Raw genomic sequence first — 12570 nt, forward strand, 5'->3', positions numbered from 1 at the left:
GAGGAGAAGCGCATGAGCACCGAGTCCTGGGTCATCAACGCCCCCCAGACCGTCGACGTGGCCGACGTCCGACGCGTCGTCGTCCAGCTCACCGACGGCGCGGTCGACGTCGTCGCCGATCCCGCGCGCGAGGCCGGGGCGCACCTCGACGTCAGCGAGGTGTCCGAGCGCCCGCTGCAGGTGAGCGTCCACGACGGCGAGCTGCGCGTCGGCTACGACTTCGCCGGCGTCGAGGGCCTCGTCGAGCGGGCCAAGGGCCTGCGCGACAAGGACCGCGCCGTCGTCCGGCTCACCGTCCCGGCGCACGTGCCCGTCAAGGTGACGACCGCGCGCGCCGCGGCCTCCGTCGTCGGGTCGCGGGCCGACCTGTCCGTGACGACCGCGACGGGCGCCGTACGCGTCCAGGGGGTCTCCGGCACGGCGTCGATCAAGACGGCCACCGGCGCGGTCGACGTCGGCGAGCACGTCGGCGACGTCCACGTGAGCACCGCGTCCGGGGCGGTCACGCTCGGCGGGACGCTCGGCCGGGTGTCGGTCAACACCGTGACGAGCGGCGTCGAGGTCGTGGCGCGCGAGAGCACGCCGCTCGTCGACGCGCGCACCGTCTCCGGCGACGTGGCCGTGCGCCTCGGGGCCGGGTCGCCGGTCAACCTCAAGGCCCGCAGCGTCACGGGCAAGGCCGTGCTCGACGGCGTCCGCCTGGACTCGGCCGCGCAGCGCACGACGTCGGTCGACCACGTCGACCAGCCGGGCGCGGGCGGCGCGTACGTCTCCGCGAACACCGTCTCCGGCGACCTCACGGTCTCGCGCGGCTGAGTCTCTCCCGCGAGGTAGAGGCCTGGTCGCTACCGGGCCTCTACCTCGCGCTACCGGGCCTCTACCTCGCGGGTCAGACCGTGTCGTCGGGGAGGCCCAGCCAGGCGTGCCAGCCGGTGTGCAGCACGAGCCACGCCATGAGCCCGTAGCCCGCCTGGCCCGGGAAGCCGTTGCCGCTCTGCGCGAGGTCCGCGAGCCACTGCTCGTGCGTGACGAGCGGGCTGAACGTGTCCACGTACGGCACGCGGCGCCGGTTCGCGACGTCCGAGAAGGCGTGCGAGAGCTCGGCGAGCCGCTCGGCGTCCTGCGCGTGGCCCGGCGGGGGGCCGACGACGAACGTCGGCAGGCGGTGCGACTCCGCGACGTCGAGCACGTTCGCGAGGTTGAGGCGCGAGCGGGCGACCGAGAGCCCCGCGTCGAGGTCGTGACGGCCGAGGCCGATGACGAGACGGTTGTCCACGTCCGGCTCCGGGGCGAACCGCCGCGCGGTCTCCGCCTCCCAGCGCTGGCTGAGCGCCGTCGTCGTCTCGCCGGGGATGGCGAGCGGGAACACGTACGCCGGCTGGGGGAAGCGGGTGCGCGCGACGACGCGCCCCGCCCACCCCAGGGCCTTCGCGTCGCCGACGCCGGCGCTCAGCTCGTCGCCGACGACGCAGATCCGTACCTCTCGACTCACGGCGTCCTCCACGGGCGCCATTCTCCCCGACGCGGACGGCGTGGGTCGAAACGATCCCGTGGCGACGGCGTGTCCAGCCGGGCATATCGGACGGACCGCCCACCGCCCGCCGATCAGAGCAGCGTCGCGCCCCAGACGACCTCGTGCGAGGCGCCCGGCTCGAGCCGCACGAGGCGCTCGCCGGTGCGGAACGCGTCCGCGACGCAGCTCATCGGCTCCGCCGCCACGCCGGACCGGCGGAACGTGACGTCGCCGACGTGGTCGCCCGTGCAGACCTGCCACGTGTCCATCGAGCCGTCCATCCAGACGGCGGACGTGCGGCCGTCGGGCGCGGACAGGCGCATCCAGGACAGGCCGTCGGCGTCGCGCAGCACGTCGACGTAGGCGTCGTCGAGGTCGACGCCCGCGAGCAGGCGCGGCTCGCGCAGGTCGTAGCTCCCGGCGGCCGGCTCGGTGCCGGTGGGCAGGAGCCGCTCGTCGGTCGTGACGCGGGTCGCGGCGTCGAGGCGCAGCGTGCACTCGTCGAGGTTCGCACCGTCGGCCGACAGCCACGGGTGGAAGCCGATGCCGTACGGCGCGGTCGCGGTGCCGACGTTCGTCGTCCGCACGTGGACGCGCAGACCGGCGTCGTCGAGCGAGTAGGTGACGCGCGCGACGAGGTCGAACGGGTAGCCGGGCGACGGCGGCAGGTGCAGCTCGAGCGTCGCGCGCGAGGCCTCGTGCTCGACGACGACCCAGCGCTGCCAGCAGGCCAGCCCGTGCAGTGCGGTGCCCCGGTCGGGCTCCGACACGGGCACCTGGTACGTGGTGCCGTCCACCTCGTACGCGCCGTCGCGCAGCCGGTTGGGCCAGGGGAGCAGGACCGCGCCGTTGAACGCGGGCGCGACCTCGTCCTCGGGGAAGGAGGTGAAGACGGGCCTGCCGCCCACCGCGTACTCGCGCACGGCCGCTCCGACCTCGGTGATCGTCGCTGCGTGCTCGCCGTGGGCGATGCGGACCTGGGTTCCCGAGGGGGCATGGGTGTTCACGCTCACATACGGTACTCGGCGTGCGAGCGTGCGCGATGCGCTCTCGGCAGTCAGACTCGGTGCCCGGGTGTGTCTCCCGGCGCACCCGACGGAGCACGAGGAGGAACGATGGAACGACAGGTGCTCGGACGCACGGGACGGCTCGTCTCGGTCGTCGGACTGGGAACCTGGCAGCTCGGCGCCGACTGGGGCGACGTGAGCGAGGACGACGCGCGCGCCGTGCTCGACGCCTCGGCCGAGGCCGGCGTGACGTTCTTCGACACCGCGGACGTCTACGGCGACGGGCGCAGCGAGCAGATCATCGGCGGCTACCTCGCGGACAACCCGGGCCACGCGATCACGGTCGCGACCAAGATGGGGCGTCGCGAGGCGCAGGACGCGGACAACTTCACGCTCGCGAAGTTCCGCGAGTGGACCGACCGGTCGCGGCGGAACCTCCGGACGGACCGCCTCGACCTCGTCCAGCTCCACTGCCCCCCGACGGCGGTCTACTCGCGCGACGAGGTCTACGACGGGCTCGACACGCTCGTCGCCGAAGGCGCGATCGCGAGCTACGGCGTGAGCGTCGAGACGGTCGACGAGGCGCTCACCGCCATCGCGCGCCCTGGCGTCGCGACGGTGCAGATCATCCTCAACGCGTTCCGGCTCAAGCCGCTCGACGCCGTCCTGCCCGCGGCGTCCGCGGCGGGGGTCGGGGTCATCGCGCGCGTGCCGCTGGCGTCGGGGCTGCTGTCCGGGAAGTACACGAAGGACACGACCTTCGCCGCCGACGACCACCGCACGTACAACCGCGACGGCAGCGCGTTCGACGTCGGCGAGACGTTCTCGGGCGTCGACTTCGAGACCGGTGTCCAGGCGGCGGGCGAGTTCACCACGCTGGTGCAGGACGTCGTCGGGCAGGAGCTCACGCCCGCCCAGGTCGCGATCGCGTGGGTCTGGCAGCAGCCGGGCGTGTCGACCGTCATCCCCGGCGCGCGCAACGTCGAGCAGGCCCGCTCGAACGCCGCCGCGGGCGACGCGGACGTCCTCGGCCCGCTCTTCACCTCGGGCGTCCGCGAGATCTACGACCGCTACCTGCGCGAGAAGATCCACACCCGCTGGTGACCCGCGAGATCGACCCGCACGTCGCCAGATCGACCTCCTGAGGGCCGATCTCGGACGCACGGGTCGATCTCGCGCTGCGCGAGCCGCCGTGCCCCACCCCGGGCGCGACGGCGTCGGACGCACCGACGACGAAGGCCCCCTCCGCACGGAGGGGGCCTTCGTCGTGTCCGGTGCGAGGAACCCGCGACGTCAGCGGGCGAACGCCTGCTCGAGCAGCACGGCCTGCTGGGCCTGGTGCTTCTTCGCCGTGCCCGCGGCGGTCGACGCCGACGCCGGGCGCGAGACGACGCTCACGCGCGGCAGGTCCTCGGGCAGGTTGATGTGCACGAACGACCAGGCGCCCTGGTTCTCCGGCTCGTCCTGGACCCACACGACCTCGGCGCCCGGGTACTTCGCGAGCTCGGCCCGGATGCCGTCGACGTCGAGCGGGTAGAGCTGCTCGAGGCGGACGAGCGCCACGCCCTCGTCGCCGCGCTTCGTGCGCTCGGCGAGCAGGTCGTAGTAGACGCGGCCCGTGCTCAGGAGCACGCGGTCGACCTTCGCCGGGTCGGCCGCCGTGTCGGGGAGGACGGGGCGGAACGTGCCGGTCGTGAAGTCCTCGACGCTGGATGCGGCCGCCTTGAGGCGCAGCAGCTGCTTCGGCGTGAAGACGATGAGCGGACGGCGCGGGCGGGCGTACGCCTGCTGGCGCAGCAGGTGGAAGTACGACGCGGGCGTCGACGGCTGCGCGATCGTCATGTTGTCCTCGGCCGCGAGCTGCAGGAACCGCTCGATGCGCGCGGACGAGTGGTCCGGCCCCTGGCCCTCGTAGCCGTGGGGGAGGAGCATGACGACCGAGGAGTGCTGGCCCCACTTCTGCTCGGCGGACGAGATGAACTCGTCGATCACCGTCTGGGCGCCGTTGACGAAGTCGCCGAACTGCGCCTCCCACAGCACGAGCGCGTCCGGGCGCTCGACGGAGTAGCCGTACTCGAAGCCGAGCGCGGCGTACTCGGACAGGGACGAGTCGTAGACCCAGAACTTGGCCTGGTCCGCCGACAGGTACAGCAGCGGCGTCCACTCGGCGCCCGTCTCGCGGTCGTGCAGGACGGCGTGGCGCTGCACGAAGGTGCCGCGGCGCGAGTCCTGCCCGGCGAGGCGCACGGGCGTGCCCTCCACGAGGAGCGAGCCGAACGCGGCGAGCTCGCCGAAGCCCCAGTCGATGCCGCCCTCGACGGACATCTGCCGGCGCTTCTCGAGGAGCTGCGCGAGCTTGGGGTGGACGGTGAAGCCCTCCGGCGGCGCGACGTGCACCTGGCCGACGCGCTCGAGGACCGAGCGGTCGATCGCCGTCTTCCAGCCGACCATCGTGCCCGCGTCCTCGAGCTGGGACTCCGGGCGCTCGAGGCCGGCGATCGGCTCGCGGTCCGCGGCGGGCGTGAAGCCGCCCTCCTTGGTCTCGGTGAACACGCGCTCGAGCTGGGCCTGGTAGTCCTGGAGGACGTGCTCGGCCTCCTCGAGCGTGATGTCGCCGCGCGCGACGAGGTTCTCGGTGTAGAGCTTGCGCACCGAGCGCTTGGCCTCGATGAGGTTGTACATGAGCGGCTGCGTCATCGAGGGGTCGTCGCCCTCGTTGTGACCGCGGCGGCGGTAGCAGATCATGTCGATGATCACGTCGCGGTCGAACTGCTCGCGGAAGGCGAAGGCCAGCTCCGCGACGCGCACGCACGCCTCCGGGTCGTCGCCGTTCACGTGGAAGATCGGGACCTGGTAGCCCTTGGCGACGTCGGTCGCGTACGTCGTCGAGCGCGACGACGACGGGCCGGTGGTGAAGCCGACCTGGTTGTTGATGAGGACGTGCACCGTGCCGCCCGTGCGGTACCCGCGCAGCTGCGCGAGGTTGAGCACCTCGGGCACGACGCCCTGGCCCGCGAAGGCCGCGTCGCCGTGGATGAGGATCGGCAGGACGGAGAACCCGTCGCCGCCCAGGTCGATGCGGTCCTGCTTGGCGCGCACGATGCCCTCGAGCACCGGGTCGACCGCCTCGAGGTGCGACGGGTTGGCGGCGAGGTAGACCTTGGTCGTCGCGCCGGTCTCGGCGGTGAAGACGCCCTCGGTGCCGAGGTGGTACTTGACGTCGCCCGAGCCCTGCACGCTCTTCGGGTCGAGGTTGCCCTCGAACTCGGCGAAGATCTGCGCGTAGCTCTTGCCCGCGATGTTGGCCAGCACGTTGAGGCGACCGCGGTGGGCCATGCCGATGCCGACCTCGTCGAGGCCGTTCTCCGCCGCCTTCGACAGGATCGCGTCGAGCAGCGGGATGAGCGCCTCGCCGCCCTCGAGGGAGAAGCGCTTCTGCCCGACGAACTTCGTCTGGAGGAAGGTCTCGAACGCCTCGGCCGAGTTGAGGCGGCGCAGGATGCGGAGCTGGTCCTCGCGCGGCGTGCGCGCGTACCCGGACTCGAGGCGCTCCTGGAGCCACTTGCGCTGCGTGCGGTCGGCCAGGTGCATGTACTCGACGCCGACGGTCCGGCAGTACGAGTCGCGCAGGAGGCCGAGGATGTCGCGCAGCGAGGACTTCGTCTTGCCGCCGAAGCCGCCCGTGGGGAACGTGCGGTCCAGGTCCCACAGCGTCATGCCGTGGTTCTGGATGTCCAGGTCGCCGTGCTTGCGCTGCCGGTACGCGAGCGGGTCGGTGTCGGCCATGAGGTGCCCGCGCGACCGGTACGAGTGGATGAGCTCGGCGATCTTGGCGGGCTTGGCCGCCTCGATCTCGGCGTCCGTGGTGTTGTCGCGGACCCAGCGCACCGGCTCGTACGGGATGCGCAGCGCCGCGAACACGCGGTCGTAGAAGCCGTCCTCGCCGAGGAGCTTCTGCGACAGGATCCGGAGGAACTCGCCGGACTGCGCGCCCTGGATGATGCGGTGGTCGTAGGTCGACGTGATCGTCAGGACCTTCGAGATGCCGAGGCGCGCGAGGCGCTCGGTGGACGCGCCCGCGAACTCCGCGGGGTAGTCCATCGCGCCGACGCCGATGATCGTGCCCTGACCCGTCATGAGGCGCGGCACCGAGTGGACGGTGCCGATGCCGCCGGGGTTGGTCAGCGAGATCGTGGTCCCGGCGAAGTCGTCGACGCCGAGCTTGCCGCCGCGCGCCCGGCGGACGAGGTCCTCGTAGGCCGCCCAGAACTGGGCGAAGTCCATCGTCTCGGCCTTCTTGATGCTCGGCACGAGGAGCTGGCGCGACCCGTCCGGCTTGGCCAGGTCGATGGCGAGCCCGAAGTTGACGTGCGCCGGCTGGTTCACCGCGGGCTTGCCGTCGAGCTGCGTGTAGCTCGCGTTCATGATCGGCATGTCCGCCAGCGCCTCGACGAGCGCGAACCCGATGAGGTGCGTGAACGAGATCTTGCCGCCGCGGCCGCGCGCGAGGTGGTTGTTGATGACGATCCGGTTGTCGACCATGAGCTTGGCCGGCACCGCGCGCACCGACGTCGCCGTCGGCACCTGGATGCTGGCCTCCATGTTCGTCACGACGCGCGCCGCGGGGCCGCGGAGCTTCTGCACGTCGTCCGCCACGGTCTCCGCCTCGGCCGTCGGCGCGCCGGCGACCTTGCGGGCCGGGACCTGCGCGTACGGCGCGGTCGCGGGCTGGGCGGTCGCGACGGGCCGCGTCGCCCGGACGGCCTCGGCGGCGGCGTTGACCGCGGGGTCGGCAGGGAGCTTCGGGGGCTTGACGCGCTGCGCCGCCTCGGCGGCGGCCGAGCCGTCCGTCACGGCGGCGGGGGCGACCGGCGCGGAGGGGGCCGCGGCGGGCGCCGCGGAGGACCCGTTCACGGGCGTCGACGGCGCGGCGGCCGTCGTGGCTGCTGCCTCGGCACGCTCCGCCGGACGGTAGTCCTCGAAGAAGTCCCACCACGCGGGGTCCACCGCGTTCTTGTCCAGGAGATACTGCTCGTACAGCTCGTCGACCAGCCACTCGTTCGCTCCGAACACGGAGCTTGCGTCGCTGATCGCCTCTGACTCAGCCTTCGGGGACACGCGAGGATCGCCCACTTTCACACACAGGTCGCTGTCGGTCACAGTCTGCGAGCAGGCGTGCGGCGGCACGCGCGAGGCGTGCGGCCGACGTCGGCGCAGACTCGTCCGGATTCCGGACCACTCCAGCCTAGGCCCTCGGCGGCGGCCCGGGGGGCTGCGCGGGGCGTTCGCGCGCGGCCTGTTCGCGGGTTCTTCACGCCGCGTCTGGGCAAGGCAAAAGTGACCCCACGCGGACCTCGTCGGACGGCAAGATCGCGGAATTCCACGCCATCGCGAGGTATCCGGGGCGGGCGGTGTGACGGATCTCACGCACGCCCGCGCGGGCGTGCGCGCGCTGTCAGCCGCGGGCTCAGGGGGTCGTCGGGCCCTCGGGGCCGGGCGCCGGCTCGCCGAGCAGGTCGGGCTCGACGGCGTGGGCGTGCGCCGGGAGGGTGACGCGCATCGTCGCGCCGCTGCGCGAGTCCGCGACCTCGATCCGCCCGCCGTGCAGGTCGATCGCCCACCGGACGATCGCCAGGCCGATGCCCGTCCCGCCCGTCGAGCCGCCGGTCGTCGTGTGCGTGCCGGTCGCGCTGGCCCGGGCGAAGCGCTCGAAGATGCGCTCGCGGTCCTCCTTCGCGATCCCCGGGCCCTCGTCCACGATCTCGAGCACGACGTCGTCGTCCACGGGGTACGCCTCGAGCCGGATCTCGCCCCCCTGCGGGGAGTGCCGGATCGCGTTCTGCAGCAGGTTCGTCACGACCTGGTGCAGCCGCTCGCGGTCCGCCTCGAGCACGAGGTCGGGGGGCGTGACGTCCACGACGTACCGGAGCTGCTTCCCGGCCTCCACCATCGACACCGCCTCGGCGTTCTCCTCGAGGAAGTCGCCCACGTCGATCTCGGTGATGTTGAGGGCCGCCGCGCCCGCCTCGATGCGCGACAGGTCCAGGAGGTAGGAGACGAGGCGCGTGAGGCGCTCCGTCTGCGCCAGGGCCATCTCCATCGTCGCGGGCGTCGGCTGCGTGACGCCGTCGACGACGTTCTCGAGCTGCGCCTGGAGCGCCGCGATCGGCGTCCGCAGCTCGTGCGACACGTTCGCGATGAGCTCGCGTCGCACCTGGTCGCTCGTCGCGAGGTCCTCCGCCATGACGTTGAACGCGACGGCGAGCTGGCCCACCTCGTCGCGGCTCGTCGCCCGCACCCGCCGCGTGTAGTCGCCGTCGGCCATCGCGCGCGCCGCCGCCGTCATCTCGCGCAGCGGCGACGTCATGCCCCGCGCGAGGAGCTGGGTGAGCAGCAGCGACAGGACGATCGCGAGCGGGAACGTGCGCGACGGCCCGAGCTGGTTCTGCAGCCCGATCCACGTGATGAGGACCGCGAGCGTGACGGTCGCGGCCACGAGCACGCCGAGCTTGATCTTCAGCGAGCGGAACGAGTCGAGCGGACGGACGTCGGGCAGGTGCGGGCGGATCGTGTGCGCGCGGTGCGCGCCGTTCCGCGCCGCGCTCGACCCGCCCGGGCCCCGGCCCGCGCCGTCGACCGGGTCGGCAGGGTCAGCGGGGTGGGAGGTCATCCGGCGGGCGGCTCGAACGCGTAGCCGACGCCGTGGACCGTGCGGATGAGGTCGGCGCCGAGCTTGCGGCGCAGCGCCTTGATGTGCGAGTCGACCGTGCGCGTCCCGCTCGCGTCCGCCCAGTCCCAGACCTCCGCGAGGAGACGCTCGCGCGTGAGCACGGTCTTGGGCGAGCTCGCGAGCATGACGAGGAGCTCGAACTCGGTGGGCGTGAGGTGGACCTCGTCGCCCGCGCGGTAGACGCGGCGCTGGGCCTTGTCGATCGTCACGTCGCCGACCGTCATGGGCGGGTCGGTCGGGGCGGCGCTCGCGGCCTGGGTAGCGCGGTCGACCCGGCGCAGCAGCGCCTTGATGCGCGCGACGAGCTCGCGCATCGAGAAGGGCTTCGTCATGTAGTCGTCCGCACCCACGCCGAGCCCGATGAGCATGTCGGTCTCGTCGTCGCGCGCGGTGAGCATGAGGATCGGCACGGGCTGCTCGGCCTGGATGCGCCGGGTGACCTCGAGGCCGTCGATGCCGGGCAGCATGACGTCGAGCACGATCACGTCCGGGCGCAGCCGCGTCGCGGCGTCGACGCCGGAGAGCCCGTCGCGCGCGACCTCGACGCGCCAGCCCTCGGCGCTCAGGCGCTGCGCGATCGCCGTCGCGATGGCGGGCTCGTCCTCGACGACGAGGACCGTGGCCGCCTGCTGCGGGGTGCCGCCCGTCAACGGCGCCGTCGTGGGCACGGGCCCGCGGCCCGGGACGGGACCGGCGCCCGCGCCGGTCGGTGATGCGCTCGCTGCCCTCGGATCTGCCATGGGATACAGCGTGGCACACGTCGGCCCAGGTCGGCCGGATTTCCCCGCCGCCGGGCGGCCGGGCGCCGCACGGCCGGGCGGCCCGGGGGGAGCGGGCGCTAGCATCGTCGGCACGATGAAGAGCACCTCTCGATATCGGTGGAGCACCTCGTGGTAGGCGACTGGGTCATGGTCGCGCTCGGGGTGCTCCTCACCGCAGGCACCGCCGTCTTCGTGGCCAGCGAGTTCTCCCTGGTCACCCTCGACCCCGCCGTCCTCCCCGCCGGCGACGACCCCGACCAGGAGGGCGACAGACCCGGATCCCCGCCCTCCGGCGGGAAGCCGCGTGCCGACCGGCGCGACCGCAGCGTCCGGGCCGGCCTCAAGCACCTGTCGACCGAGCTGTCGTCCGCGCAGGTCGGCATCACGCTCACCACGATCCTCCTCGGCTACACGGCGCAGCCGGCGCTGCTCTCGCTGTTCGGCGCCGGGCTGGGCGCCACCGCGCTCGGGCAGGCGGCCTCGGCGGTCCTCGCCGGGGTCCTGGCCCTCCTCGTCGTGAACTTCGTCTCGATGCTCTTCGGCGAGCTCATCCCCAAGAACTTCGCCCTCAGCGCGCCCTACGCGACGGCCCGGCAGGTCGTGCCCGTGCAGCGCCAGTTCACCAAGCTGTTCCGGCCGGTGATCGCCGTGCTCAACGGGTCGGCGAACGCGATCCTGCGCCGCGTCGGCGTCGAGCCGCGCGAGGAGCTGTCGGGCGCGCGCTCGGCCTCCGAGCTCGCCGCGCTCGTCCGCCGCTCGGCCCAGGAGGGCACGCTCGACGTGTCCGTCGCGACGCTCCTCACCAACTCCATCGAGCTCGACGAGCTGAGCGCGGTCGACGTCATGACGGACCGGATGCGGATGGTCGTCGTGGACCGCGACGCGACGGCCGCGGACGTCGTCGACGCCGCGCGCCGGACCGGTCACTCCCGCTTCCCGGTCATCGGCGAGGACCGGGACGACGTCGTCGGCCTCGTCCACCTGCGCCGCGCCGTCGCCGTCCCGTACGAGCGGCGCGAGGAGGTCCCGGCGGCGGCTCTCATGGTCGAGGCGCCCCGGGTGCCGGAGACCGTGCGCCTCGGCCCGCTGCTCGTCGAGCTGCGCGGCTTCGGGCTCCAGATGGCGGTCGTCGTCGACGAGTACGGCGGCACCTCCGGCGTCGTGACGCTCGAGGACGTCGTCGAGGAGCTCGTGGGGGACGTGGCGGACGAGCACGACCCGCGGCGCGCCGGGGCGGCCCGCCGTGCGGACGGCTCCTGGCTCGTCCCGGGCGTCATGCGGCCCGACGAGCTCACCGAGGTCACCGGGCTCCGAGCGCCCGAGGACGGCGCGTACGAGACGCTCGGCGGCCTCGTCATGGCGCGGCTCGGGCGCGTGCCGGAGCCGGGCGACGAGGTCGTCGCGGGCGACGGCCGCGACCGCGTCGTGCTGCGCGTGGAGGCGATGGAGGGTCGGCGGGTCGAGCGGCTCTCCGTCCGCGCGGCCCCCGAGGAGGTGGAGTCGTGAGCTCGACCACCGCGCTCCTCGTCGCCGTCCTCCTGCTCGCGGGCAACGCGTTCTTCGTCGGCGCCGAGTTCGCCGTCATCTCCGCGCGCCGCTCGGCGATCGAGCCGCTCGCCGCGCAGGGCAACCGCCGGGCGCAGACGGTCCTGTGGGCGATGGAGAACGTGTCGCTCATGCTCGCGTGCGCCCAGCTCGGCGTGACGGTCTGCTCCACGGGCCTCGGCGTGGTCGCCGAGCCGGCGCTCGCGCACCTCATCGAGGACCCCTTGCACGCCCTCGGCGTGAGCACGTCGCTCGCCCACCCGATCGCGTTCGTCGTCGCGCTCGCGGTCGTCGTCTACCTGCACGTGGTGCTGGGCGAGATGGTCCCGAAGAACCTCGCGGTCGCGGGTCCCGAGACGGCGGTCATGTGGTTCGGGCCGCCGCTCGTGTGGATCGGGCGCGTGCTGCGCCCCGTCATCGTGGCGCTCAACTGGCTCGCGAACCACGCGGTCCGGGCGACGGGGGTCGAGCCCAAGGACGAGGTCGCCTCCGCGTTCACCGCGGAGGAGGTCCAGTCGATCGTCGAGCACTCCCAGGCGGAGGGCGTGCTGCGGGACGAGCAGGGCCTCCTCTCGGGTGCGATCGAGTTCTCCGAGCGCACCGCGCAGGACGTCATGGTGCCGGTCGCGGACCTCGTCACCGTCACCGAGGGCTGCACGCCCGAGGAGGTCGAGCGCCTCGTCGCCAAGACCGGGTTCTCGCGGTTCGCGGTCGCCGACGTCTCGGGCGAGCTCGTGGGCTACCTCCACGTCAAGGACGTGCTGTACGCGGACGAGACGACGCGCGGGGCCCCCGTCCCGTCGTGGCGCGTGCGCGCGCTCGCGACCGCCGCCCCCGGCGACGAGGTCGAGGACGCGCTCCGGGCGATGCAGCGCTCGGGCGCGCACCTGGCGCGCGTCGACGCGCCCGCGGGCGGCGGAGCCCTCGGCGTCGTGTTCCTCGAGGACATCCTCGAAGAGCTCGTGGGGGAGGTGCGCGACGCGATGCAGCGTCGTCCGTGAGGCACGCGCGGGC

9 protein-coding genes are annotated in these 12570 nt (G+C 73.2%); 4 read left to right on the top strand and 5 right to left on the bottom strand.

Going from position 1 to position 12570, the window contains the following annotated elements; translation table 11 throughout:
* Positions 1-12: 12 nt before the first annotated feature.
* Positions 13-816, top strand: a complete 804-nt coding sequence (locus NHH00_RS14440) for a DUF4097 family beta strand repeat-containing protein (RefSeq protein WP_253053297.1) — start codon at positions 13-15, stop codon at positions 814-816.
* Between the two features lie 73 nt (positions 817-889).
* Here NHH00_RS14440 and NHH00_RS14445 read toward each other — a convergent pair whose 3' ends face one another.
* Both NHH00_RS14445 and NHH00_RS14450 read right to left on the bottom strand, forming a co-directional pair.
* A complete protein-coding gene (locus NHH00_RS14445) occupies positions 890-1492 on the bottom strand; it encodes a GDSL-type esterase/lipase family protein (protein WP_253053299.1) in 603 nt (200 codons plus the stop codon).
* A 113-nt stretch (positions 1493-1605) separates the two neighbouring features.
* Positions 1606-2520, bottom strand: coding sequence for an aldose 1-epimerase family protein (locus NHH00_RS14450; protein WP_253053301.1), 915 nt, complete (start codon positions 2518-2520; stop codon positions 1606-1608).
* A gap of 108 nt (positions 2521-2628) precedes the next feature.
* On the opposite strand from NHH00_RS14450, the gene NHH00_RS14455 reads away from it, so the two are divergent.
* Positions 2629-3624, top strand: coding sequence for an aldo/keto reductase (locus NHH00_RS14455; RefSeq protein WP_253053303.1), 996 nt, complete (start codon positions 2629-2631; stop codon positions 3622-3624).
* 189 nt (positions 3625-3813) lie between these two features.
* On the opposite strand, the gene NHH00_RS14460 is transcribed toward NHH00_RS14455, so the two are convergent.
* From NHH00_RS14460 to NHH00_RS14470, 3 genes are all read right to left on the bottom strand, one after another.
* Positions 3814-7638, bottom strand: coding sequence for a multifunctional oxoglutarate decarboxylase/oxoglutarate dehydrogenase thiamine pyrophosphate-binding subunit/dihydrolipoyllysine-residue succinyltransferase subunit (locus NHH00_RS14460; protein ID WP_308202318.1), 3825 nt, complete (start codon positions 7636-7638; stop codon positions 3814-3816).
* A gap of 349 nt (positions 7639-7987) precedes the next feature.
* On the bottom strand, positions 7988-9190 hold the full coding sequence (locus NHH00_RS14465) for a sensor histidine kinase (protein ID WP_253053307.1): 1203 nt from the start codon (positions 9188-9190) through the stop codon (positions 7988-7990).
* Positions 9187-9990, bottom strand: a complete 804-nt coding sequence (locus NHH00_RS14470; RefSeq protein WP_253053309.1) for a response regulator transcription factor — start codon at positions 9988-9990, stop codon at positions 9187-9189. The genes NHH00_RS14465 and NHH00_RS14470 overlap by 4 nt, the downstream gene beginning before the upstream one ends.
* A 150-nt stretch (positions 9991-10140) precedes the next feature.
* Here NHH00_RS14470 and NHH00_RS14475 point away from each other — a divergent pair, with 150 nt between their 5' ends.
* A complete protein-coding gene (locus NHH00_RS14475) occupies positions 10141-11517 on the top strand; it encodes a hemolysin family protein (protein ID WP_253053311.1) in 1377 nt (458 codons plus the stop codon).
* Entirely contained in the window at positions 11514-12557 is a 1044-nt protein-coding gene (locus NHH00_RS14480) for a hemolysin family protein (RefSeq protein ID WP_253053313.1), read from the top strand. The genes NHH00_RS14475 and NHH00_RS14480 overlap by 4 nt, the downstream gene beginning before the upstream one ends.
* Positions 12558-12570 lie beyond the last annotated feature (13 nt).

The sequence above is a fragment of the Cellulosimicrobium cellulans genome (genome assembly GCF_024124905.1).
Classification (GTDB): domain Bacteria; phylum Actinomycetota; class Actinomycetes; order Actinomycetales; family Cellulomonadaceae; genus Cellulosimicrobium; species Cellulosimicrobium cellulans_G.